This window comes from Massilia agri (assembly GCF_024753255.1).
GTDB lineage: Bacteria > Pseudomonadota > Gammaproteobacteria > Burkholderiales > Burkholderiaceae_D > Telluria > Telluria agri.
Genome location: NZ_JANUHA010000001.1, coordinates 307,223 through 331,573, shown reverse-complemented (window position 1 = coordinate 331,573; position 24,351 = coordinate 307,223). Strand labels below are relative to the sequence as shown.

Annotated in this window: 20 protein-coding genes and 1 pseudogene; 10 read left to right on the top strand and 11 right to left on the bottom strand. The window is 67.6% G+C overall.

The features are described 5' to 3' along the window. The first annotated feature begins 6 nt into the window (after positions 1-6). Both eda and NX780_RS01465 read left to right on the top strand, forming a co-directional pair. A complete protein-coding gene (gene eda, locus NX780_RS01470; protein ID WP_258826095.1) occupies positions 7-630 on the top strand; it encodes a bifunctional 4-hydroxy-2-oxoglutarate aldolase/2-dehydro-3-deoxy-phosphogluconate aldolase in 624 nt (207 codons plus the stop codon). 52 nt (positions 631-682) lie between these two features. Continuing rightward, positions 683-1,192 carry a Rhs element Vgr protein gene (locus NX780_RS01465; RefSeq protein WP_258826094.1) on the top strand — a complete coding sequence of 170 codons (510 nt, stop codon included), beginning with the start codon at positions 683-685 and terminating at the stop codon, positions 1,190-1,192. Here the strand turns inward: NX780_RS01465 and NX780_RS01460 are convergent. Together NX780_RS01460 and NX780_RS01455 are read right to left on the bottom strand one after the other, a co-directional pair. After that, positions 1,171-2,772 carry a diguanylate cyclase domain-containing protein gene (locus NX780_RS01460; RefSeq protein ID WP_258826093.1) on the bottom strand — a complete coding sequence of 534 codons (1,602 nt, stop codon included), beginning with the start codon at positions 2,770-2,772 and terminating at the stop codon, positions 1,171-1,173. The two genes, NX780_RS01465 and NX780_RS01460, sit on opposite strands and share 22 nt — an antisense overlap. A 51-nt stretch (positions 2,773-2,823) precedes the next feature. After that, entirely contained in the window at positions 2,824-3,264 is a 441-nt protein-coding gene (locus NX780_RS01455) for a response regulator (RefSeq protein ID WP_258826092.1), read from the bottom strand. Positions 3,265-3,666: 402 nt separating this feature from the next. Here NX780_RS01455 and NX780_RS01450 point away from each other — a divergent pair, with 402 nt between their 5' ends. From NX780_RS01450 to NX780_RS25295, 3 genes and pseudogenes are all read left to right on the top strand, one after another. Next, positions 3,667-4,674: a cyanophycinase gene (locus NX780_RS01450; protein WP_258826091.1), complete on the top strand. Its 1,008-nt coding sequence runs from the start codon at positions 3,667-3,669 to the stop codon at positions 4,672-4,674. A 226-nt stretch (positions 4,675-4,900) separates the two neighbouring features. Further along, the gene (locus NX780_RS01445) at positions 4,901-5,728 is read left to right on the top strand and encodes a hypothetical protein (protein WP_258826090.1); all 828 of its coding nucleotides are present in this window, start codon (positions 4,901-4,903) and stop codon (positions 5,726-5,728) included. An 84-nt stretch (positions 5,729-5,812) separates the two neighbouring features. Beyond that, positions 5,813-6,214 (top strand): annotated as a pseudogene (locus NX780_RS25295) (DUF1203 domain-containing protein); the annotation flags it as partial. 106 nt (positions 6,215-6,320) lie between these two features. Here the strand turns inward: NX780_RS25295 and NX780_RS01440 are convergent. From NX780_RS01440 to NX780_RS01425, 4 genes are read right to left on the bottom strand one after another with little or no spacing between them, the layout of a single operon-like run. Beyond that, positions 6,321-6,758, bottom strand: coding sequence for a GNAT family N-acetyltransferase (locus NX780_RS01440; protein ID WP_258826089.1), 438 nt, complete (start codon positions 6,756-6,758; stop codon positions 6,321-6,323). Continuing rightward, a complete protein-coding gene (locus NX780_RS01435) occupies positions 6,751-7,974 on the bottom strand; it encodes an ABC transporter permease (protein ID WP_258826088.1) in 1,224 nt (407 codons plus the stop codon). The genes NX780_RS01440 and NX780_RS01435 overlap by 8 nt, the downstream gene beginning before the upstream one ends. Continuing rightward, a complete protein-coding gene (locus tag NX780_RS01430) occupies positions 7,971-8,720 on the bottom strand; it encodes an ABC transporter ATP-binding protein (protein ID WP_258826385.1) in 750 nt (249 codons plus the stop codon). The genes NX780_RS01435 and NX780_RS01430 overlap by 4 nt, the downstream gene beginning before the upstream one ends. Next, a complete protein-coding gene (locus NX780_RS01425; protein WP_258826087.1) occupies positions 8,720-9,949 on the bottom strand; it encodes an efflux RND transporter periplasmic adaptor subunit in 1,230 nt (409 codons plus the stop codon). The genes NX780_RS01430 and NX780_RS01425 overlap by 1 nt, the downstream gene beginning before the upstream one ends. A gap of 151 nt (positions 9,950-10,100) precedes the next feature. Between NX780_RS01425 and rpiA the strand changes: the two genes are divergently transcribed. Together rpiA and NX780_RS01415 are read left to right on the top strand one after the other, a co-directional pair. After that, complete coding sequence (gene rpiA, locus NX780_RS01420; RefSeq protein WP_258826086.1) at positions 10,101-10,778, top strand: ribose-5-phosphate isomerase RpiA; 678 nt, start codon at positions 10,101-10,103, stop codon at positions 10,776-10,778. A 14-nt stretch (positions 10,779-10,792) separates the two neighbouring features. Next, positions 10,793-11,140, top strand: coding sequence for a hypothetical protein (locus tag NX780_RS01415; RefSeq protein ID WP_258826085.1), 348 nt, complete (start codon positions 10,793-10,795; stop codon positions 11,138-11,140). A gap of 6 nt (positions 11,141-11,146) precedes the next feature. Here the strand turns inward: NX780_RS01415 and NX780_RS01410 are convergent, their stop codons facing one another. Together NX780_RS01410 and NX780_RS01405 are read right to left on the bottom strand one after the other, a co-directional pair. Next, positions 11,147-12,967: a phytase gene (locus NX780_RS01410; RefSeq protein ID WP_258826084.1), complete on the bottom strand. Its 1,821-nt coding sequence runs from the start codon at positions 12,965-12,967 to the stop codon at positions 11,147-11,149. Then, complete coding sequence (locus tag NX780_RS01405) at positions 12,967-15,459, bottom strand: TonB-dependent receptor (RefSeq protein WP_258826083.1); 2,493 nt, start codon at positions 15,457-15,459, stop codon at positions 12,967-12,969. Before NX780_RS01405 ends, NX780_RS01410 begins: the two co-directional genes overlap by 1 nt. A gap of 278 nt (positions 15,460-15,737) precedes the next feature. On the opposite strand from NX780_RS01405, the gene NX780_RS01400 reads away from it, so the two are divergent. Beyond that, positions 15,738-16,598, top strand: a complete 861-nt coding sequence (locus tag NX780_RS01400) for a GGDEF domain-containing protein (protein WP_258826082.1) — start codon at positions 15,738-15,740, stop codon at positions 16,596-16,598. Beyond that, positions 16,595-17,623: an AraC family transcriptional regulator gene (locus NX780_RS01395; RefSeq protein WP_258826081.1), complete on the top strand. Its 1,029-nt coding sequence runs from the start codon at positions 16,595-16,597 to the stop codon at positions 17,621-17,623. The genes NX780_RS01400 and NX780_RS01395 overlap by 4 nt, the downstream gene beginning before the upstream one ends. A gap of 42 nt (positions 17,624-17,665) precedes the next feature. Here the strand turns inward: NX780_RS01395 and NX780_RS01390 are convergent, their stop codons facing one another. Further along, complete coding sequence (locus tag NX780_RS01390; protein ID WP_258826080.1) at positions 17,666-17,941, bottom strand: oxidative damage protection protein; 276 nt, start codon at positions 17,939-17,941, stop codon at positions 17,666-17,668. 53 nt (positions 17,942-17,994) lie between these two features. Continuing rightward, the gene (gene argA, locus NX780_RS01385) at positions 17,995-19,308 is read right to left on the bottom strand and encodes an amino-acid N-acetyltransferase (protein ID WP_258826079.1); all 1,314 of its coding nucleotides are present in this window, start codon (positions 19,306-19,308) and stop codon (positions 17,995-17,997) included. A 55-nt stretch (positions 19,309-19,363) separates the two neighbouring features. Between argA and hrpA the strand changes: the two genes are divergently transcribed. After that, complete coding sequence (gene hrpA / locus NX780_RS01380) at positions 19,364-23,545, top strand: ATP-dependent RNA helicase HrpA (RefSeq protein ID WP_370663569.1); 4,182 nt, start codon at positions 19,364-19,366, stop codon at positions 23,543-23,545. 70 nt (positions 23,546-23,615) lie between these two features. Here hrpA and NX780_RS01375 read toward each other — a convergent pair whose 3' ends face one another. Then, positions 23,616-24,290, bottom strand: a complete 675-nt coding sequence (locus tag NX780_RS01375; RefSeq protein WP_258826078.1) for a PRC-barrel domain-containing protein — start codon at positions 24,288-24,290, stop codon at positions 23,616-23,618. Between the last annotated feature and the right edge of the window lie 61 nt (positions 24,291-24,351).

Below are 24,351 nucleotides of genomic sequence, written 5' to 3'. Positions count from 1 at the left end.
GGACAAATGAGCTTACTTGAAATCATGCGCTCGGCGAGCGTCATCCCCGTCATCGCCATCGACGATCCCGAGCACGCCGTTCCGCTGGCGAAGGCCCTGGTGGCGGGCGGCATCCGCGTGCTGGAAGTCACGCTGCGCACCGAGCACGGGCTCGGCGCCATCCGCGCCATGAGCCAGGTCGAAGGCGCCATCGTCGGCGTGGGCACGCTCACCCAGCCGCACGAGTTCGAAGCCTCGCGCGATGCGGGCGCGGTGTTCGGCGTGTCGCCGGGCCTGACCGCCACCATGATCGAAGCGGCGAAGAAGAGCGGCCTGCCGCTGCTGCCGGGCGTGATGACCCCGTCCGAAGTGATGGCCGCGCGCGAGCACGGTTTCAAGCAGTTGAAGCTGTTCCCGGCGGTGCCGGCGGGCGGCGTCGGCATGCTCAATGCCATCGCCGGCCCGCTGCCGGACGTGACTTTCTGCCCGACCGGCGGCATCTCGATCGAGACCGCGCCGAAGTTCCTGGCCTGTAAGAATGTGGCCTGCGTGGGCGGCTCCTGGCTCACGCCGAAGGACCTCATCGCGGCCGGCGACTGGGCCGGCATCACCGAACTGGCGAAAGCGGCTTCCGCGCTGCGTGCTGCATAACAGCGTAGAGAAACGGCCCCGTTCCCGTCCCTTGACGGCGAACGAGATCGCGATGGCGTCGCTGCTCTTCGGCGACGCCATCGACTACCGGCGCGTCCGTATCCACGGGCGCCGCTACATGCCCTTCCAGCCGAAGAACTGCTGCATGACGCCGAACGGCAGCATGTACTTCCACCGTTCCTGTTTCCTCCCCGACTACACGCGCGGCGACCCCGGCGCGATCCACTGGTTCATGCACGAGATGGTGCACGTGTGGCAGCACCAGCTGGGCTACCCGGTGCGCCTGCGCGGCGCGGTGCGCATCGGGCTGCCCTATGCCTACACGCTGCGCGAGGACGCCACCCTGGCGGATTACAATATGGAGGCCCAGGGCGACCTGCTGGCCGATTACTTTGTATTGAAATTCCTGCGTAAACCCGGCGCCATGCGCCAGGGCCGCTACCGCGACAGCCTGGCGCTGTACGAGCGCGTGCTCGCCTCTTTCCTCGACAATCCGCGCAGCCGCAGCCACCTGCACGGGCGCCTGGCGCGCCGCGCCGCCTACTGGACCGCCGGGCGGTAGCGCAAGGCCACTTCCGTGCTGCTGGCCGCCTGGGGCGTCGACAGTTCCTTTACCGTATATCCATCACGCCCGGCCCGCTTGGTGCGGTACAGGGCCGCATCCGCGTGCTGCAGCAGATCGCCCACCGCGGGCACCGGAAAGCGCGACACCGCGATGCCGATGCTGGTCGTGACGACCAGCGGCGCGCCCTCGAACTCGAAGGGCCGGCGGATCGCGCGCAGGATCTTGGCGGCGAAGCGGCGCGCATTCTCGGCCGTCTCGAGCCGTTCCGACACGATCACGAACTCGTCGCCCGCCAGGCGGTAGCTGCGATCGGTGGGGCGGGTCAGGCCGCGCAGGCGCCGGCCGAATTCGCGCAGCACGGCGTCGCCGGCCGCATGGCCATAGGTGTCGTTGATGGCCTTGAAGCAGTCGACGTCCAGAAAAGCGATCGCCATGCCGAAGCGGTAGCGCGCGGCCTGCTCGGCCAGCAGGGCGACGTCGTGGTCGAACTGGCGGCGGTTGCCAAGCTTGGTGAGCGGGTCGGTCAGGCACAGTTCCTTGAGCTGCTGCTCGGCGAGCTGGCGCTTGAGCGACAGCGAGTGGAAGGCCCGGCCGAGCGCGCCGACCTCGTCTTGCCGGCTCAGGTCCAGCACCTCGATCCCCGCCTCCTCGCGCTCCACCGCATGCACGTGGCGGCGCAGGGCGCGCAGCGGCTTGAGCAGCACCAGCATGGTGGCCCAGCCGATGGCGCCCGCGAGCAGGGCGATGCCGACCGCGCAGATCCAGGCATAACGGCGCGCCTTGGCGATGCCGGCGAAGGCTTTGTCGGCGGGGAAGATCGAGCCGAGCACCCAGTCCACGCCGCGCACCTGCTTGTAGGTGACGAGCGATTCGGCGCCATCCCTGTCCCTGCCTTCGGCCCAGCCTTCCCAGCCGCGCAGGGCGGAGCGGACCGAGCCCTCCAGCACGGCCTCGTCCTCGACGCTGCGCAGCAGGCGGCCGCGGTCGCGGTGATGCAGATTGACGCCGCCGCGCGTGAAGGCGAACAGGTGACCGGTGGCGTCCGGGCGCAGGCGCGCAAGCTGGGCGAAGAAGGACGAGTCGCCCAGGTCGATCCCGGCGCACAGCACAAAGGCGACCCGGCCGCCGGCATCCAGCGCGGGCTCGGCCATGAGGACGACGGCGCCCCCCGTCTCACGGTCCGCGATGGGTTCCGACACCAGCCCGCGCCCTTCGCGCAGGGTCTTCTGGAAGCAGGAGGCGGCGGCGAATCGCGCACCATGCAGGTAGCCGCCGCGCTGGCTGGCGAGCACGCGTCCCTCGGCGTCCATGAGGGCCAGGTCCGCGAAGGCGCTGCGCAGGCCCGGGTGCCGCGCCAGCACCTCGTGCAGGCGGCTTCGCTCCGGCTGCGCCATCAGCTCCTCAGCGAGCGTGCGCAGCAGCATGCGCTTGGTGTCCAGTTCGGACTCGAGATGGGCGGCCGCACTGGCCAGCATGGCGTACTGCTGGCGCCCGGTCGCCTCGCGCATCTCGCGGTAGGCGATGTCGAGCGCCACGGCGGCCACCAGCACGCAGGCGCCGGCGACCAGCGCCGTCACGGCGGCGGTGAGGCGGCCCTTGAGGGTCTTCGGAAAAATACGCTCTCCTTGCTAGGCGACCGCGCCACGGCCTTGCGCCGCGCAAGCGATGACGTCGAAGATCTCCGCCAGGTAGGGCGGCTTGACCAGGTGGCGGTCGAAGCCCGCCTCCACGACGGCCACCCTGGTCACTTGGTCGTTCCAGCCGGTCAGGGCGGCGACCACGACGTTGGACAGGCCGGGGAGGGCGCGCAGGGCGCGGACGACTTCGAAGCCGCTCATGCCGGGCATGACGAGATCGAGGAAGACCACGTCCGGGCGGAAGCGTTCGGCGGCGGCCAGCGCGTCCGCGCCGTTGTGGGCGACTTCGACGCTGTGCCCGTACTCGCTCATCGTCATGGCCAGCACGGTGGCCGTACCGACGTCATCGTCGACGATCAGGAGGCGGCGCCGGCATGCCGGTGCGGTATCAAGCCGGGGAGTGATGGGGCTTTTGCTTGGATTGGCTTGCACGATGGTTTCCTGGGCGGGTAATCGGCGGGACACCCCGCGGCGGAGCCGGTATCGGGATGGACTCCTCGTGGCCGGCTTGTCCGCATTCTAAAAGCGTTTTTCCCTGTGGTGAGCGGCCAGGAATCGCTTCCCCCACCCATGGTGGAAGTTGCCCATAAGATACAAATTTGCGACAAATCCAACAGTCTTGAAACCGATGCAAGTCGATGGCGCATGTCGCCTGCGGCGCCAGGCGGATGGCGACCTTCGGCCGGCAGCGCGCGACAAGGCGCCTTGAGCAAGCGGGCACGCCAGGTTTGTATGCAGCACGGTTGATCCGGCCCGATTGCGCGACCGGCCGGTTGTGTGCGCTTCGTTTTCGGTGCGAGAATGGGTTTCCGCTTTCTCATCTGAAAGGGTCTCATGAACACCTCGCTCTTCTCGCGGCTCTCCCGCATCGTCCTGTTCACCCTCGCATTCGGCGCTTCCCACACCGCCCTCGCGGGAAAGCCCTACCAGCACTTCGTCACCGGCGACGGCGGCAACGTCGTTCTTCCCAAGCCCGTCTATCCCTCGCTTGTGCTGATGGGCGGCGGACCGGATGTCGACGCCGCCTTCAAATGGATGATCCAGAAGTCGGGCGGGGGTAATTTCGTCGTGATCCGCGCAACCGGTACGGATGCCTACAACCCCTATATCTACGCTATGGGCGGGGTGCGTTCGGTCGAGACCCTGATCATCCCGAGCCGCACCGCGGCGAGCGACCCTTTCGTGCTGGAGCGCGTGCGCAATGCCGAAGCCGTGTTCATTGCGGGCGGCGACCAGAGCGACTACATGCGCTACTGGAAGGACACTCCGCTCGATACGGCGCTGCAGGAGCTGGCCAACCGCAACATCCCGATCGGCGGCACCAGCGCCGGCCTGGCGGTGCTGGGCCAGTTCATCTACACGGGCGAGAACCAGTCGGTGACCTCGCCCGAGGCCCTGGCCAACCCCTACGGCAAGAACGTCACGCTGGGACGCGACTTCCTCACGCTGCCAACCATGGGCCGCGTGATCACGGATTCACACCTCGACACGCGCGACCGCATCGGCCGCCTCGTGGCCTTCCTGGGTCGTATCGTGCAGGACGGCTGGAGCGGCACGGCGCGCGGCCTCGGCGTCGACGTCGAGACGGCGCTGCTGGTCGAGAACGGCCAGGCCCAGCGCGTCGGCCTGGGTTCGGTCTACTTCCTGCAGACCGTCGGCCTGCCACAGGTCTGCGCGCCGAAGACGCCGCTCACCTACCGCAACGTCGGTGTGCAGCGCCTGTCGGGTAGCGGCATCTTCGACCTGAACAACTGGGCTGGCTACGGCTCCACCACCAACTATGCGATCTCGGCGGTGCAGGGCGTGCTGAGTTCGACCCAGCCAGGTGGATCGGTGTACTAGGCGAGTACCCGGCGGGTGACGCGGCAGAAAAACGACATCCGCCGTCATGCAAGATAAATAGTGCTTATTAGCAACTAATGTTGCATAGTAGTATGTGCACGCTTATTGAGAGGTGTGCATCTTGCAAAAATTTTATAAAACAGAACTACTCGACCTGCCCCGGCACCGGGGCGCAGTCCGCTATCTGAAAGTCTGGGACTTCTGGAGCCATCTGCTGCAGATCCTTGTGCTCTGGGTCGTCGCGAGCATTGCGGTCCACGCGGTGCTGAGCGCATGGGCGCCTGCGGCGGCGGCCGACAAGGTATTCGTGATCATCGGAGCGGCCCTGGTGTACGCCGTGCTGAGCGTATACAGCGCCTTGACGGCGCAAGGCGTTGGCGGCGCCATGAGTGCCCTGGGCATGATAGGCGGAGCCGCATACTACCTGTACTACGACAAGACGGGGGATCTGCAGGGCGCGGCGCTGCTCTTCAGGATGCTGCAAGGCTTCGGAATCGGCCTGCTTGCGGCGGTCGGTGTCTTCTTGCTGGAGATCGCCGCACTTCTCGTCGCCATCGTGTGCACCTGCGTCAACTGGCTGCCTGCCTTCGCCGCGCGGCTGGTCTTCAACATCTGCTTCCCGGCCTGGAAAGGTGTGGTCCACCTGGGCCCGAGCGGCTACGAGAGCCTGAATCCGGGCGCCCTGCGCGAGCCGCGTTCCTTCGTGATCAACAAGAAGCTGCGCCGCAACGGGGAAGCCGCACGGGTGCTCGGCATTCCGGTCTTCACCTGGAACGAACTGCACCAGCAGGGACATGTCGGCCGGGTCCTGCAACAGTGGATCGACGCGCCGCAGCACGACATGTCGGGCGTGCTGGCCGGCGCCGCGGTCGGGGCGGGTGGCGTCGCCCTGATGAATATGGAAGAGCTCCAGAGCATGATCACGGAAATCAATCCGGCGAGCGGCTTGCCCATGATCGATGGCATCGGCGGATTCGACGTCGCAGGCAATACCTACGGGCACAACGAGGCGTTTGGCTCGGCAATGGACATGCACTCCACGCACGAGACCTGACCGCGCATTGCGCAGCAAGAAGCGGAGTGCGGCCTGCGGCGCCAGCGCCCATCATGCGTGTTTTCGACACACGATACCGCCGACATGAACGCACCCGCATCCCACCTTCCCGCGACGCCCGCAGCAGCGCTGCGCATCGTCGCGCTGCCTTCCGATTTCCTGGCCCGCGCCCGGGCCGGCCTCGACGACCTGGGGCAGCCCGTCGAGCGCCATGTCGCCAGCGGCGGCGAACCCCTGCGCGACTGTCTGCGCCGGGCGAGGCCGGGCGAGGCGATCCTGCTGGCGAGCTACTGTCCGTTCACGGTCGCCGGGCCCTACAAGGAATACGGCCCGGTCTTCGTCTCGAGCGAGGCGCAGGCCATGCCCGACCTCGACGGCTTGCCTGTGCACGGTGGGCGGCCCTATCTGGGCGCCAGCTTCGTGCTGCGTGCCTACTCGCGCGAGGAGCGCATCGTCGATGCTTGCCTGAGCAGTCCCGAGGCCGCCGCGGACGACCTGGCGAAGCTCTTCGGACGCGAGGACACCGCCTTCGTGCTGGCACGCTTCGGGCCTACGGCTGCTACGCGCTGCGTCTCGAACGCGCCTGAGCTGTTCAGGGCCGGGGGCGTTCGAGGACGAAGCAGACTTCCCTTCCCGCGCCCGCCGTCCGGGTCCAGCCCTGCGCGGCGTAAAAACGGTCGGCGCGGGTGCCGGGCGTGGTGCCCAGCGCGATGCGTGGGTGGCCGAGTTCGAACAGCCAGCTCGTTGCCAGGTGGAGCAGGGCTTTTCCCAGTCCGCGGCCTTCGTATCGGGGACTGATGAACAGCGCCCAGATCGACGCTTCGTGGCGGTCGGCGTAGCTGAAGCCGGCGATCTCGCCGTCCATTTCCGCCACCCAGCCGCGCCCATCCCTGTCGAGGTAGTCCTCGTACATCTGCAGGGTGACGCGCGTCGGATCGGACAGCACGTTCTCGGTGACGGACAGCCTGATCGCCGACATCGCGGGGATGTCGGCGCTGCGGGCCCTCCGCAGCACGAGACGCTCACTCATAGCGCAGGCAATCCACCGGCAGCAGGCGCGATGCGCGGCGCGCCGGATAGAAGCCGAAGAACACGCCCACCGCGGTCGAGAAGCCGCAGGCCACGACCACGCCCTGGAAGCTCAGGAAGACGTCGAACTGGCCGGTCGAGGTGATCGCCGCGGCGCCGGCCATGGCGATCGCCACGCCCACCAGGCCGCCGGCGATGCAGATCACGACCGACTCGGCCAGGAACTGCATCAGGATGTGGCCGGGCCTGGCGCCGATCGCCATACGGATGCCGATCTCGCGGGTACGCTCGGTGACCGAGACCAGCATGATGTTCATGATGCCGATGCCGCCCACCAGCAGCGAGATGGCGCCGATCAGGCCGAGCAGCAGGGCGACGCCGGCGCTGATCTTGTTGGCGGTTTCCGCGAAGGAGGCGATGTTCTCGACCCGGAAGTCGTCCGGATCGTCGACACGGATGCGGTGGCGGCCGCGCAGCAGTTCCTTCATGTCTTCCACCGCTTCGTCGAGCGAGAGCCCGGGCTTGCCCTGCGCCGCGATGTAGTGGACGTTCTGAGGGAAGGGCGTGCGGATCAGGTTGGCGCTGGCGGCCGTGATCGGCACCAGCACCATGTCCGCGATATTCCCGCCGTCGATCTGCTTGCCTTCACCGGCCAGCACGCCGATCACCTGGAAGGCGACGTTCTCGATGCGGATGGTGCGCCCCAGCGGGTCGGCTTTATAGAAGAACTGGTCGGCCACCTTCTGCCCGATCACCACCATGCGCGCCGAGGCACGCACGTCGGCTTCGCTGAAGCTGTCGCCCTGGTCGAGCTTCCAGTTGCGGATCTTGAACATGGCCGGCGTGACGCCGTGCACGGTGCTGTTCGACGTTTCGTTGCCGGCGCTGAGCTTGAAGCTGCCCTGCAGGGCCGGCGCGGCGCCGACCAGGCTCGGAAGGCGGTTCAGGCTTTCCGCGTCGGCCATGGTGATCGACTGGATCGCGCCGGCGCGGGCGCGGCGCTCGGTGGTGCGGTCGCCGCCCGGGAACACGTAGAGCATATTGGTGCCGAGCGCCTGCAGCTCCTTGCCGATGAAGCGCTGCATGCTGTCGCCGATCGCCAGCAGCAGCACCACCGAGGCGATGCCGATGACGATGCCGAGCATGGTCAGCGCGGTGCGCAGGCGGTTGGCCGCCATCGAGCGGAAGGACTCGACCAGGATCTGGATGAAGTTCATGCCGGCACCTCAGGAGAAGAGAGATGCGGGCTCGCCGCCAGCTGGCGCAGTCCTTCGGCAGACGGGCCGTCGTACAGCACGCGGCCGTCCTTCAGGCGCACCAGGCGCCGGCTGTAGGCGGCGACGTCGGCCTCGTGGGTGACGAGGACGATGGTGATGCCGCGCTCCTTGTTCAGCTGGCGGAAGCTGTTCATGATGTCGTCGCTGGTCTGGGTGTCGAGGTTGCCGGTCGGTTCGTCGGCCAGCAGCAGGGGCGGGTCGGTGGCCAGGGCGCGGGCGATCGCCACGCGCTGCTGCTGGCCGCCCGAGAGCTGGCTCGGCGTACGCTTGGCCAGCCCGCCCAGGCCGACGCGCTCGAGCTCCTGCACCGCGCGCGCATGCGCCTTGCCGCGGCTGGCGCCGGCATAGATCAGCGGCAGCGCCACGTTCTCGGCCACGCTCATGCGCTTGATGAGGTTAAAGCTCTGGAACACGAAGCCGATGCTGCGGTTGCGGATGTCGGCCAGCTGGGCGCGCGACAGCGAACGGGTGTCGGTCCCACCCAGCAGGTAGCTGCCGCCGGTGGCCTGGTCGAGGCAGCCGAGGATGTTCATCAGGGTCGACTTGCCGGAGCCCGACTGGCCCATGACGGAGACGAAATCGCCGCGCGCCACCTGCAGGTCGATCCCGTGCAGGACGCGGGTCTCGACGCTGCCGCTCAGGTAGGTCTTGGTGACGCCGCGGATATCGATCAGGGAGGCGCCCATCATTCGTTCCTGGACTCCGCCAGGGTACGCGTGACGATCCTGTCGCCCGCCTTCAGGCCGCCGGACACCACTTCGGTGTAGCGGAAGTTGGACAGGCCGACGCGGATGTCCACGGGCTGCGGCTGGTTCATCGCGTCGAGGCGGTAGACCTTGAACATGCGCGCGGTTTCGGCGGCGCTGCGGAAGGCCAGGTCATCGTCCGGCGCCGGGGCCGGGCTCAAGGCCACCTGCTTCACGCCGCTTTCCTTTTCCTTCTTGCGCAGCTTTTCCTGTTCTTCTTCGGGCAACTGGAAGCGCAGGGCGGTGGTCGGGATGCGCAGCACGTTGGGGCGGTTGGCCACCACCAGGCGCACCTGGGCGGTCATGCCGGGTTTCAGCATCTCGTCCTTGTTGTCGACGTCGAGCACGACGTTGTAGGTGACGACGTTCTGCACCACGTTGGCGGCCAGGCGGAACTGGCGCATGGTGGCGTGGAACTCGCGGTCCGGATAGGCATCGACCACGAAGCGCGCGGGCAGCCCGTCTTTCAGCGCGCCGACGTCGGCTTCCGATACGCTGGTGTCGATCTGCATCTTGGTCAGGTCGCGCGCGATCTGGAACAGGTTCGGCGTGTTGAACGAAGCCGCCACCGTCTGGCCCAGGTCGATGGTGCGCTTGATGATGACGCCGTCGATCGGCGAGCGGATCACGCTGTTGTTCAGGTCCGCCCTGGCGCGGTCCAGCTGGGCTTGCGCCAGCTGCACGTTGGCGCGGGCGACGTCCATCTCGCGGCGCGACTGGTCCAGCGCCGTGCTGGAGACGAAGTTCTGGGCCACCAGCTGCTGGTTGCGGGCGTAATTGGCTTCGCCCAGCTTCAGGTTGGCCATGGCGGAGGCGCGGCTGGCCTCGGCCTGGCGGATCTGGGCGTTGAAGATGGTCGGGTCGAGTTTGAGCAGCACCTGGCCCTTGCTGACGCGGTCGTTGAAGTCGGCGTTCAGCTCGACCACGGTGCCGGAGACCTGGGAGCCGACGTTCACCAGCGCCACCGGATTGATGGTGCCGGTCGCCGTGACGGTCTGGTTGATGGCGCCCGTGTCGACCACCGCTGTGCGGTATTTCGAGGGCGGCACCTTCGGCGCGCCTTTCGGCGCCAGCCAGGCGGCGGCCGCGCCGCCGACCACGACCACCGCGGCCGCGATGGCCACCCGCTTCTTCGTGAAGAGTTTCATCTTGCCTATGTAGAGAGCCATGAAAATCGCAGTGTGCGGTGTGGATGACACCTTGGCAATGCACGATGCATCGACTGGCGATCTGGTGCGACGAACGGTCAAATTCGAGGGGTGAACTGCGTGATCCGCTAAAATGGCGCATTCTTTTCCACTTCACTTTTCCTTTCGCATCATGACCCAGGACGAACTCAAGCAAGCCGTGGCCCGCGCCGCCATCGATTATGTGGTGGACGGCGAGATCATCGGCGTCGGCACCGGCTCGACGGCCAACTTCTTCATCGACGAGCTGGCCAAGATCAAGGACCGCATCAAGGGCACGGTCGCCTCCTCGGAAGCCACCGCGGCGCGCCTGCGCGGCCACGGCATCCCGGTATTCGACCTGAACGAGGTCACCTCGATGGCGGTCTACATCGACGGCGCCGACGAGATCACCAGCACCGGCGCCATGATCAAGGGCGGCGGCGCCGCGCTGACCCGCGAGAAGATCGTGGCCTCGGTCGCGAAGAAATTCGTCTGCATCGCGGACGGCTCGAAGCTGGTCGAGACCCTCGGCAAGTTCCCGCTGCCGGTCGAAGTGATCCCGATGGCGCGCGCATCCGTCATGCGCCAGCTGGCGGCGCTGGGCGGCGAGCCGCGCCTGCGCCTGAAGGCAGGCACGCAGGACGCCTACATCACCGACAACGGCGGCGAGATCATCGACGTGGTCGGCCTGTCGATCACCGATCCGATTGGCCTGGAAGAGAAGATCAACCAGATCGTCGGCGTGATCGCCGTCGGCCTGTTCGCCAAGGCCGGCGCCAACGTCTGCCTGCTGGGCACCCCTGAAGGCGTCAAGACCCTGACTTTCTGATCGGAGAAGGATCGATGAAACGCGCGCTGGTACTGGTGGTCGCCGTCATGCTGGGCGGCTGTTCGCTGTTCAAGGGCAAGCCGGAGCCGGTGCGCCGTCCCGTCGCTGTCGTAAAGCCGGCTGCGCCCGGCCTGCAGGATCCGAACGGCACGCCGATCGAGCGCGTGCCCTTCCGTACCGGGGTGTCTTCCGCCACCGTCGAGAAGATGGCGAAAGAGCAGGGATGTACCGGTGGACAGGGCGCCGGCCTGATGACCGAGGCGGGGCCGGTCGAGGTCTACCGCATGCGCTGCGAGGATGGCGCAATGCGCGGCAAGGTGTTCACCGCGCGCTGCGAGCTCAGGCAGTGCAAAAGGATGTAAGGCAGCTCATTGTCTCGTGCCGCTGTCCAGCTTCAGGGCGGCGGCGATATCTTCCCAGGCCACGCCCTTGAAGTTCTGCGGTCCGTCGGGCATGCGCTTGAAACCGTCCTGCACCACCAGCATCCCCTTGCCGTACACCCCGCCCAGGTTCGCCGACGTCACCTCCAGCCCGTCGGTCTCCGACGCGCCGTCGATGCCCTTCGCCGCATCCATCCCGATCCGGAAGGCCCCGCGCACCGTGAACGGCGCCGCCGCATCCAGCACCACATAGCTGTTGTTCCCCTGGCTCGACACCACGAGCCAGCTCTTGTCCGCGCCATGGTAGATGCCCATGCCTTCGACGTCCGCATGCAGCAGCGGACCCACCGGCATCACCATCGTCAAGGTCGCCGGCTGGTCGGCGCGCGCCGAGGTCACCCACAGACCGCGCTTTTCCTCGCCCACGAAGAGCAGGCCGCTCCTGTCGTCCGCGACGCAGCCTTCCGGCTGGGATGCCAGCCTGAAGGTGCGTACCAGCCTGGCGCCGAAACGGCCATCGGCGCGGGTGATCCGGTAGTGCTCGTAGCGGCCGTCCTTGTCGTTGACGAAGGCATCCAGGCCTCCCTCGGCAGTGCGGAACGCGCAGGTGCCGTAGATGTCGCCCAGTCCGGTCGGCAGGCGCGCTGCTTCACGCAGTTCGCCCTTTGTGTCGATGGTGAACAGCACCATCGCGTTCTCGTCGCGCTGGGTGGCCACGGCCAGGTCGAAACGCTCAAGGCCGAAGCGGATGTCCTGGCGCAGGTCGACGTTGTTCAGGCGGCCGGATTCGAGCAGCTGGGTCTGGCGGCCCTGGAGGTCGTAGACCAGCAGGCCCTGCTTCTTGTTGGTGCCGAGGACACGCGACTGAGTCGGGTCAGTCGGGTGCACCCAGATGGCCGGGTCGTCCGCCGCATCGCCGGCGCGGGCAACGGGTTCGGTCTGCATACGCGGCAGGACGACCGGCAAGGCCGGCGCCGGCGCCGTGCCGGCCTTCCAGTTGAGTAGGGGCGCTTGCCAGCCTTTGCCGGTCTGCACCAGCAGCGAATTGGATGCCAGTTGCCGCGCACCGAGCGGACGCGTCGGCAGGGCGCGCCAGCTGGCGCCTTCGCGGCGCCAGCTCAAGAGAGCGCCCTTGTCGTCGATGGCGGCCAGGCCGCCCGGCAGCACGGCCAGCGCGCCGACCGTCTCCTTCAGCTTGCCCCAGGGCGCGTGCAAAGCGACCGGCGTGCGCGCGGACGGTCCTTCCGCTTCGGCGCCGTAGGCCCAGACGCCCATCTCTTCCTCGGACACGAAGAGGGTCGCATGCGCATCGTCGACGCGGCAGTGCTCGACGCCGGTCGGCAGCGCCAGGCGGCGCACCAGGCGCGGCTCACTGCCCAGCAGCCACTGCTGTGCCTGGCCATCCTTGGCGACCAGGAAGGCGTGGTCCAGCCCCTGCCGGTCGCGGTACATGCAGGCCGCTTCGATGCCGAAGCCGGTGTCCGGCAGGGCGGGCAGGACGGCCAGGGTGCCGGCGCGGGTATCGACGCGCACCGGCAGCAGGCGCTCGGCATTCGAGTCGATCACGATGGCCAAAGCGCCGCCGTCGGCGGGACGCAGGTCGAGCTGCTCGCCGCGGAGCAGCAGGCTGGCGCGCTCGCGGCCATCGGCAGCCACGAGGCGCAGGCCGCGCTTGTCGAGGGACAGCCAGGCGCCGCCGGGCAGCGCGGCCAGTTCTTCGGCCTTGTTCAGGGCGGCAGGCACCTCCGCTGCGGTCGCGGGAGCGGCCAGCAGCAGGGCCAGGATGCTTGGAATGAGGCGTCGTTTCATCAGAAGATGCTCGCTTTCAGGCCGATCTTGTAGGTGCGGCCATATTGTTCGTGCTGGGCGTTGCGGTTCTTGTCGCCCTGGTAGACATAGTATTTTTCGTTGTTCAGGTTACTTGCGTCGAAGGTCAGCTGCCAGCGCTTGTTCAGGCTCCAGGACATCGACAGGTCGAGCTGCTTCTGGGTGTCGACCCAGCGGTCCTGGCCGGCGTCGAGCACGTCCTCCCCCAGTTCAAGCAAATAAGGCGATTTGTAGTTCATGGCCAGGCGGGCGCTGAAGGGGCCGCGCTCGTAGCCGACCATGATGTTGCCGACCCGGTTCGACTGGCCCGGCATGCGGATGGTGCGGCTGGCGCGCACGCCATCGTCATCCGCGCTGTCGATGTGGGCGCGCGAGTGGGTCAGGGTGGCGTTCACGCCCACCAGCAGCCCGTTGAAGGGTGACGGCAGCATGCGCAGCGGCTGCTGCCAGGCCAGTTCGATGCCGCGCACCTTCGCATCGTCACCGTTGGCATAGGAGAGGGCGCTCGCGTATTCAAGCCAGGCGCCCGAGCCGGCCAGGTTGGTGGCGTAGGTGAAGTCGCGGATCTTCTTGCTGAACACATAGGCCGACATCACGCCCTCCCTGCCGACCAGGCGCTCCAGCCCGAAGTCCAGGTTGTGCGAGCGCAGCGGGGCCAGCTCCGGGTTGCCGATGGTGGCTTCGTCGCCGTCGATGCTGATGGCCGGCGCCAGCTGGCTGAAGTTGGCGCGCACCACGGAATTGGTCCAGGCGGCGCGCACGCTGGTCGATCCATCCAGGTCGACGCGCAGGTGCAGGCCGGGCAGCCAGTTGGTATGGGAGCGGCTGGCATTGCGGGCTTCGATCTCGTCTTCCGACACCTGGAAGCCTCTGGCGCCGAAACGGGTGCGCTCGGCGCGCACACCGGCCAGCAGCCACCAGGCGCCGCTGCGCAGGCTGGCCTGCAGGTAGGCGGCGTCGATGTCTTCCTTCATGCGGAAATCATCCAGCGCCGATTCGGCGTCCAGGCGGGCGCCGGCGCGGTCGAGGCCTGCAATGCGGGCGCGCACCAGGGCCGGGTCGATCGCGTAGCCGATGCGGCCCAGCCTGTAGTCGAGCTGCCGCGTCCCGACGAAGGAGGAGAGCGATGTGGAGCCGGCGCCGAAGTAGTCGCCGTCCTCCGGGTCATCGCTGCCGAATTCCCACTGCTCGGATTCGTTGTTCTTGTCGCGGCGGGTCGCCTTGGCGCCGAATTTCAGGGCGCCGCTCCAGTCGCCTGCGGCGAAGTCGCGCTGCAGGTCCAGGCGCAGCTGGCGGGTCTTGTCCTTCGCGTAGCTGCGTTCCAGCGCGAAGCCGCGCAGCTCGTAGTTGGCCGCATCGAAGGCCGCTTCCGGGGCAATCAGGTGCGGCACGCGGCCATTGGTGAAGCCGATGCCGGAGAAATCGTCGATATTGCGAAAGCGCGCATCACCCAGCGCGTCCGGGGTTTCGTCGGTGGCCTGGCTGGCGGCCGCCTCGAGGTGCAGCCTCCAGCCGTCACCGAAGCGCTTCTCGAACGCGCCGGTGAGCGAGCGGATCTCCTGCGTGTACTTGCGCTGGCGCAGGCGGCGTTCCAGGCGGGCGGTGCCCAGTTCTCCCTCGGCGACGTCGTCGTCTTCGAAGTCGCCGACGGTGAGGCGGTCGCGCGATTCCTCGTCCGAGAAGCGGCTCACGAAAGCGCGCAGGGCGACGCTGGTCTGCGCATCGGGACGGTAGTCGAGGTTGACGGCGCCGGCGCGGCGTTCGCGCTGCGGCAGGTAGTCGCGCAGCTCGAAGCCCTCCAGGCGCTCACCGGACCAGGCGCCGCCGGTTTCCACGTTGTCGGAGCCGAACTTGCGCTTTTCTCCGGACAGGCCGGCCGCGATGCCCAGCTTGCCGTCCATGAAGCGCTGGGCCCACAGCAGGTTGCCCTGCGGGCTGTACTGGCGGGTGTTGCCGTCGCGGCCGACTGCGGCGCCGACGCTGAACAGGGTGCCGGGCAGGTCGAAGGCGGACAGGGTCTTGACCTCGACGCTGCCGCCGAGCGAGTTCGCATCCTGGTCGGGCGTGGAGGATTTCGACACTTCCAGCGAGCGCACCAGCCCGGCCGGCAGCACGTCCAGCGCCACGGCGCGGCGCGAGGCTTCCGGCGACGGCACCAGGGCGCCGTTGATGGTCACGCTGTTGTAGTCGGCGTCCAGCCCGCGCACCACGACGTAGCGGCCTTCGCCCTGGTCGCGCTGCACCGACACGCCCGGCATGCGCGCCAGCGCTTCGGCGGCGTTCTTGTCCGGCAGGTGGCCGATGTCGTCGCTGCTGACGACGCTGACGATGTTGCTTGCTTGCTCCTGGGCGGCGATGGCGCGCGCCAGGCTGGCGCGCTGGCCAATGATGATCACGCTGGGCTCGTCGGCGGCGTGGACGCCGGCCGAGGCAAGGAGGCCGGCGGTGAGGGCGGGGAGGGCAAAGTAGCGCATGGGGGCACCGTGTTGTTGGAATGCGGCGGATTCTGGTGCCCGAATATGACGAAGCGGTGACGTCGTTCCCGCTGGCAGAGCCCGGCGGCCTGGAATGAGCCGAATTGACCCGTCGTCCACGGCGCTTCATCCTGTGCCGGCACGCATGGCGGCACAGCGTTGCGTCACGCCGGTGAGCCGTTCGGACCCGTGCGCCGATGCCACGGCCTTGCCGTCCTGTCATGCTGCCGTCACGCGGCTGCGCTAGGGTAGGCCGATCCACGTTCCGGTTTCCGTCCATGATGTTCGCCTTCCGCCCTGTGCTCCTCGTCGCCGGCCTGCTGTGCAGCCTCCTCCTGCTGTTCGCCGCCACCGGCACTGTCCTGCCGCTCGCGCAGTGGAACTGGATGGACATCGCGGGCGAGGGCGGCACGGCGCTGCTGGCGGCCGTGTGGTGCCTGATCGTCCTGGGCAGCCGCCCTGACGGGCGCGTGACCCGCCTGCTGGCGGGTGGCCTGGCCTGCATCATGCTGGGTTCCTGGGCCGACTGTCTGGACGAGGCAATCGACGTCGACAAGCGCTTCCTGTGGGACAACGCCCTGGAGGCCCTGCTGCCGCTGGGGATGCTGGTGCTGACCGTGGGCCTGTACTACTGGCGCCAGGAGCAAGCCACCCTGTCCGACCACATGCGCAAGCGCGAACGGCTGTTCCGCAGCCACCGTCCCTTCGACCGCATCACCCAGCTGGCCGACGCCGCCTACCTGCGCGAACAGCTGCGCCTGGAGATCCGGCGCGACGGCGGCAACGGCTGCGTGCTGGTGCTCTTCGATATCGACGGCTTCCACCGCATCAACCGCGAACACGGCCACGCGGAGGGCGACCGCGTGCTGCAGGCGGTGGCGCACATGCTGCTGCTGAACCTGCGCAATGAAGACCTGCTGTGCCGTTATGCCGGCGACCGCTTCGCCGTCCTGATGCCGGGCCTCGGCGTGGAGGAAGCGGCCGACGCGGCGCGCCACCTGTGCGGCATGGTGTCGGCGATGCGCCACCATGCGCCCGGCGGGCCGTTGGCGATCACGCTGCGCCACGGCTGCGCGCCGACGCGCGGGGCGCCGGATGCGCTGCTGGCCGACCTGTGCCGCCGGATGGATGCGGCGTGATCGCCTGGCAGCCGGCGGGAGAACCCTCGATCCCGGCGCGCCAGCAGCCGGCGCTGGCCCTCGAATACGGGCGCTCGCGCGACGCGCTTGACGATGAGCTGCTGCGCGATACCGGCCTGCTCACCGGCCTGGCGCCAGACGGCCTGGTTTCGCCGAGCCAGTATCTGCAGCAGCTCACGAACACCCTGCGCGCGCTGGACAGTCCGGACACCAGCTTCATGCTGGGACAGCTCCTGCTGCCGGGGCATGACGGCGCCGTCAGCCACGCCCTCGTGCAGGCCCCGACTTTGCGGGTGCTGCTGGAAACCCTGTGCCGCTTCCATGCGCGCCTGACACCCTTGCTGCGGCCGCGTTTCGAAAGCTGGGACGGAGTGGCGCTGGTGTACTGGGTCGATGCCTTCGGTGCGCCAGGCGTCAAGGCGGCCCTGGTCGAGATGCACATGACGGCCCTGGTCGGCCTGTGCCGCTGGCTGGGCGGCGAGCGCCTGCCGTGGCGCTTCTGCTTCAACCGGGGCGCGCCGCGCCACGTCGAGCAGCACCACGTCCACCTGGGCACCGAGCTGCGCTTCGGCTGCCAGCTCGACGCCATGCTGCTGCCATCGAGCTGGCTGGACCGCCCGTGGCCGCGCGCGAGCGAACTGGCGGCGCGCCTGGCGCTGCAGGAAGCCGCGCTGGAAGCGCCACGTGCGCCGGGCATCTTGGCGGCGCTCTACGATTACCTGCTGGAGAATGTGCGCGCCGCGCCGACGCTGGAGCGCGCGGCGAGCGACTTCGGCGTCAGTCCCGCCACCTTCAAGCGCCAGCTGCTGCGCCACCATACGCACTTCCAGGGTGAGCTGGACCAGGTGCGCACCCACGTGGCGCTATGGCTGCTGCAGGTGGAGCGGGCGGACAACGAGGCGGTGGCGCGCTATCTGGGCTTTCACGACGCGGCCAATTTCAGGCGCTCGTTCAAGCGTTGGACGGGTTTGACGCCGGGGCCGATCAGGGCGGCGCTGGATGGGGAGCTGGGGTGGGTGGGCTAGCGGCAGCGCGTGCCGCCAGCCGGTGGGACTTGCTGACTGTCTTCAGGCGGTCGGCGGCACGTAGCCCTGTGCCTGGTCGGCGGCGCCGTCGCCGAAGAAGTGACGCTCCATCTGGGTCGCCAGGTACTTGCGTGCGCGGTCGTCCGCCAGGTTCAGGCGGTTTTCGTTGATCAGCATGGTCTGGTGCTTCAGCCATGCCTGCCATGCCTCTTTCGAGACCGACTGGTAGAGCTTCTTGCCCATTTCGCCTGGAACCGGCGGGAAGTCCAGTCCTTCGGCTTCCTTGTTCAGTTTGATGCATTGGACGGTGCGGGCCATGGTGTACTCCTGTAATCCTGTTAATAGCGCAATGAATGCGGGTCAGGCCGTCATTATAAGGTTTTGATCAGGACCTGTGATCGGCGCTGCCAGTTATACATGTGCTGGCGATCCTTGGGCAGATCGTCCACGGTGGCCGGCACGAAGCCGCGCTTCTTGAACCAGTGCGCGGTGCGGGTGGTCAGCACGAACAGTTTCGTCAGGCCGGCGGCGCGGGCGCGGTTTTCCATGTGCTTGAGGATGCGCTCGCCATCGCCCTGGGTCTGGGCGTCCGGGCTCACCGTCAGGCAGGCCATCTCGCCCATCTTCGACTCCGGGAAGGGGTAGAGGGCCGCGCATCCGAAGATCACGCCGTCGTGGTCGATGACGGAGAACTGGTCGATTTCGCGCTCGATGAGCTCGCGGCCGCGATACACCAGGGTGCCGTCGGCTTCCAGGGGCTCGATGAGCTTGATAATTCCGCCGACGTCCTCAATTGTGGCCTGGCGCAGGCTTTCCAGGTTCTCGTGCGAGATCATGGTGCCCACGCCGTCGTGGGTGAACAGTTCGAGCAGGGCCGAGCCGTCCATCTCGAAAGGCACGATGTGGGCGCGGTCCACGCCGCTGTTGCAGGCCTTGATGGCGTGCTGCAGGTAGAAAGCGGCGTCGGCCGGCAGGAAACCGGCCTGCAGCACGGCTTCGGCCTGGTGCGAGGACAGTTCGCGGATCTCGGCGCCGGCGGCGTCCTGCATCATCGGGGTCTCGGTGATGAAGATCAGCTTGTCGGCGTGCAGGGCGATCGCGGCCGAGGCGGCGACGTCTTCCATTGTCAGGTTGAAGATCTCGCCGGTCGGCGAGAAGCCCAGCGGGGACAGCAGCACCAGGGTGTCCTCGGTCTGCAGCATCGGCTGGATCTTCTCGGCGACGATCTTGCGGGTCACGCCGGTGAGTTCGAAGTCGACGCCGTCGATCACGCCCAGCGGGCGGGCGACGACGAAGTTGCCGGACACGATGCTGATCTGGGCGTTCGACATCGGGGTGTTCGGCAAGCCCTGGCTGAAGGCGGCTTCGATGTCGAGACGCAATTCGCCCGCGGCTTCCTTCGCGCATTCGAGCGCGGCGGAATCGGTGATCCGGATACCGTTATGGAAGCGGCCCTCGACGTTACGCAGTTCGAGCTGCTCGGCCACTTGGGGACGCGAGCCGTGCACCAGCACCAGGCGGATGCCGAGACCCAGCAGCAGGGACAGGTCCTGGGCCAGCACCGGCAGGGCGCCGGAGGTGACCAGTTCGCCCGGGAAGGCGACAACGAAGGTCTTGCCGCCAAAGGCATGAATATACGGCGCGACGGAGCGCAGCCACTGGACGAATTGGGTAGGATTTTCCATTTGCCGCATTATAATTCGCTGCGCGATGTGCGCACCAAATACCTTGTAAAAATCAATGTCTGAACAGAGTAACAAGCCTTCGCCGCACACGGCGCGCGCCGCTTCCCAGAACACTTCCCCATCCGAACCGCGCAAGCCGCGGCCGGCAGGAGACCTGCGCGCGCCCATGACGCAGACGCGCGATGGCGAATTGCAGACCAAACAAGCGGGTAGCGCCGAGCAGGGCAGGGCGCGTGAGCCGCGCCGTGCGCCGCCGCGTACCCAGGGCGAACGCCCGCCGCGCGACGAGCCGAGGACCCCGGATGGCCGGACCCCGGATAGCCGGACCCCGGATGGCCGGACCCCGCCCTTCCGCAACCCGCTCCCGGCCATCACCTTCCCGGAAGACCTGCCGGTTTCAAGCCGCCGCGCCGAGATCGCGAAGGCGATTGCGGAGAACCAGGTCGTCATCGTCTCGGGCGAAACGGGTTCCGGTAAAACCACCCAGCTGCCGAAGATCTGCCTGGAGCTCGGCCGCGGGCAGGCTGGCCTGATCGGCCACACCCAGCCGCGCCGTATCGCGGCCTCGTCGACCGCCAAGCGCATCGCCCAGGAATTGGGCTCGCCGCTGGGCGAGCACGTGGGCTTCAAGGTGCGCTTCAACGACACCCTGCAGAAGGGCGCCTCGGTCAAGCTGATGACCGACGGTATCCTGCTGGCCGAAACGCAGACCGATCCGCTGCTGCGCGGCTACGACACCATCATCATCGACGAGGCGCACGAGCGCAGCCTGAACATCGACTTCCTGCTCGGCTACCTGAAGCAGCTGCTGCCGCGCCGTCCGGACCTGAAGGTCATCATCACCTCGGCGACCATCGACGCCGAGCGCTTCGCGCGCCATTTCGGCACGAACGAGAAGCCGGCGCCGGTGATCGAGGTCTCGGGCCGCCTGTACAAGGTCGAGGTGCGCTACCGTCCGGTGGACAAGGACCCGGTCACCATCCAGCCGAAGCCGGGCGAACCTGCTCCCAAGGCCCAGGTCGCGCGCGACAAGCGCGACCTGATGGACGCGGTGGTCGACGCCGTCGATGAGCTGTGCCGCATCGGCCAGGGCGACGTGCTGGTCTTCCTGCCGGGCGAGCGCGAGATCCGCGATTGCGCCGAGGCGCTGCGCAAGCACCATCCGCCGCACGTGGACATCCTGCCCCTGTTCGCCCGCCTGTCGGTGGAAGAACAGGACCGCGTCTTCAAGACCACCAATGCGCGCCGCATCGTGCTGGCGACCAACGTGGCCGAGACCTCGCTGACGGTGCCGGGCATCCGCTACGTGGTCGACACGGGCCTCGCACGCGTCAAACGCTACAGTTTCCGCAACAAGGTCGAGCAGCTGCAGATCGAGCCGGTGGCGCAGTCCTCGGCGAACCAGCGCGCCGGCCGTTGCGGCCGCGTGGCCGACGGCGTCTGCATCCGTCTCTTCGAGGAAGACGATTTCAACAAGCGTCCGAAGTTCGCGGACCCGGAGATCCTGCGTTCCTCGCTGGCCTCGGTCATCCTGCGCATGAAGTCGCTGCACCTGACCGACGTCGAGACCTTCCCCTTCATCGAGCCGCCCCAGGGCCGCGCGATCGCCGACGGCTACCAGCTGCTGCAGGAAGTCGGCGCGGTCGACGACGGCAACGCGCTCACGCCGCTGGGCAGGAAGCTCGCGAAGCTGCCGCTCGACCCGCGCGTGGGGCGCATGATCCTGGCCGCGGTCGACAACGACTGCCTGACCGAGATGCTGATCGTGGCGTCGGCCCTGTCGACCCAGGATCCGCGCGACCGGCCGATCGAGTACCAGCAGCAGGCTGACGAGAAGCACAAGAAGTTCGCGGACGAGAAATCGGAATTCCTCAGCTACCTCAAGATCTGGGCCTGGTTCGAAGACGCGATTGCCCACAAGAAGAGCAACCGCCAGCTGCAGGAAAACTGCCGCGCCAACTTCCTTTCGCAGCTGCGCCTGCGCGAGTGGCGCGACGTGCATTCGCAACTGCTGACGGTGGCGCGCGAGCAGGGCTGGCGCCTGAACGCCGCGCCCGCGACCTACGAGCAGCTGCACATGGCGCTGCTCACCGGCCTGCTCGGCAATATCGGCTTCAAGGCCGAGGACGAGCCGGTCTTCCTGGGCGCGCGCGGCATCAAGTTCCACATCTGGCCGGGTTCCTACCTCGCCAAGAAGCCGGGACGCTGGGTGATGGCGGCCGAACTGGTCGAGACCACGCGCCTGTATGCGCGCACCATCGCGCAGATCCAGCCGGAGTGGGTGGAGAAGATCGGCGGACACCTCTTGAGGAAATCCTGGGGCGAGCCGCGCTGGGAAAAGCGCCAGGCGCAAGTCACGGCGCTGGAGCGCGCGACGCTGTACGGCATCGTCGTCTACAGCAACCGCCGCATCAACTACAGCCTGCACAACCCGGTCGAGGCGCGCGAGATCCTGATCCGCGACGCCCTGGTCGCCGGCGACTACGAGACCCGTGCGCCTTTCTTCGCGCACAACCACAAGCTGGTGCGCGAGATCGAGAACCTCGAGCACAAGTCGCGTCGCCTGGACGTGCTGGTGGACGAGCAGCTGATCGCGGCCTTCTACGACAAGGAGATCCCGCACACGGTCGTCAACGGCGCCGGTTTCGAGAAGTGGTACAAGGACGCCTCGCGCGACAACCCGAAGCTGCTGTTCCTGAACCGCGAAGAGCTGATGCGCCACGAGGCGGCCGGCGTCACCACGGAACTGTTCCCGAAGACGATGAACGTCACCGGCATCGAGATGGGGCTGACGTACCACTTCGAGCCGGGCAGCCCGCGCGATGGGGTGACCCTCGCCGTGCCGCTGTTCGCACTGAACCAGATTCCGCAAGAGCGCGCGGCCTGGCTGGTGCCGGGCATGCTGAAGGAAAAGGTGCACCTGCTGCTGAAATCCCTGCCGCAGAAGCTGCGCCGCCACTGCGTGCCGCTGCCGGACTACGCGGCGAAGTTCTTCGAGCGCCACCAGGACCCGCTGCGCTTCGGGCGCGGCGACCTGATCGACGCCCTGATCGCCGACATCCACATGCACACCAGCGCGCGCGTGCTCACGACCGACTTCAAGCTCGAGACCCTGCCGGCCCACCTGTTCATGAACTTCAAGGTGATCGACGAGCACGGACGCCAGCTCGACATGGGCCGCAACCTGGCAACGCTGCAGGCGGAGCTGGGCGGGCAGGCGCGCCAGAGCTTCCAGAAGATGGCGGAAGCGACGCCGACGGCCGCGCCTGCGAAGCTGCAGGCTGCCGCGCCGGCGGCGCCGCCTGCGCCTGCCAAGGGCAAGGGCAATGCGCCGGTAACGAAGCCGGCTGCGCAAGCCGCAGCCCCCGCACCTGCGGCTGGCGCGATCCAGCATACGGGCCTCACTACCTGGAGCTTCGGCGAGCTGCCGGAGCTGCTGGAGATCACCCAGGGCAAGCTGACCCTGATCGGCTTCCCGGCCCTGGCCGACAAGGGCACGCACTGCGACCTGGAAGTGTTCGACGACCCGAACGTGGCGGCGCGCACCCACCGCGTCGGCCTGCGCCGCCTGTTCGCGCTCCAGCTGAAGGACCAGCTCAAGTTCGCGGAGAAAAACATCCCGGGCCTGCAGGGCATGGGCATGCAGTTCATGAGCGTGGGCACGCAGGAAGACCTGCGCGACCAGATCATCGCCAAGGCGATCGACATCGCCTGCCTGCAGGATCCGCTGCCGATCAATTCCGGGGAGTTCAACAAGCGCAAGGACGAGGGCAAGGGGCGCATCGGCCTCCTGATCAACGAGATCGCGCGCCTGGTGGGTTCCATCCTGTCCGAGTTCCACGGCATGCCCAAGCGCATCCAGAGCCTGCCGCCGGCGGTGCAGGCGGACATCCAGTCGCAGCTGCAGGGGCTGATCCACAAACGCTTCATCGCGGACAACGAGTACAGCCAGCTGTCGCACTTCCCGCGCTACCTGAAGGCGATCAATGTGCGTCTCGAGAAGCTGCGCGGCAATCCTTCGCGCGACGCCCAGCTGATGGCGGAATGGCAGAACGCGGCCAGCCAGTTCCAGCGCACGCTGAAGAACCAGGCGGGCAAGAACAACGATCCGCGCATGCTTGACTTCCGCTGGATGCTGGAAGAGCTGCGCGTGTCGCTGTTCGCGCAGGAGCTGAGGACGCCGATGCCGGTGTCGGCGAAGCGCCTGCAGAAGGTGTGGGAGTCGATGATCCGCTGACCGCGGTTTGCACGGTGGGCGTTTGTAGCCCCGGGCATTGGCCCGGGGTTACCCCACCCACCATATGACATCAACCGATATTGCTGCCGCGGATACGGCTCAGGTCCTTGTCGTCGCCGTCATGCCCGGGACGCGGGTCGGGGCTGCCACTGACCCCGTACGAGTCCCCATGCAGCGTCCCGCTACAGGCGCCGCCGCTCAGGCCGCTGCCGGCCCCGGTGCTGCTGCCCGCCGAGCCGGCCCCCATGCCTGACCCCATCCCGCTGCCCATCGCCGAGCCGGCTCCCATGCCGCCACTCATACCGCCCATGCTCGACCCCGGCCCCATCGTCGGTGCGCCCGAGCGTGCCGGGTCGGTGCCGTAGAAGGAGTGGATGCCGCTGGCCCAGCTCACGTCGCTCATGTCGGGCCAGGCGTCCTTGTCGAAGCCGGGGGCGTTCTTCAGGCGTTCCTTTTCCACATTGAGCACCATGCGTTTGTTGACGGTGTCGAGGTGCAGCGCCTGCCAGGGCACGGCGAACAGCTTCTCGCCCAGCCCGAGGAAGCCGCCGAAGGCCAGCACGGCGTAGGCCACCTGGCCGGTCTGCATGTCCAGCATGATTTCCTTGATGTCGCCCAGGTCTTCCTCGGCGGCGTTGACGACGCTGTCGCCGATCAGGGTGTCGGCGCCCATCAGCGCCGGGCCCGGCCCGGTGCTGCGCGTATTCCGGTACATCCCGTATTTGTCACGATCTGCGTAGCTCATGGCTTGTCTCCCTGTTGGGTTGGCTTTGCAAGGCGGGCATACCCGTCAAGGATAGGGCCCG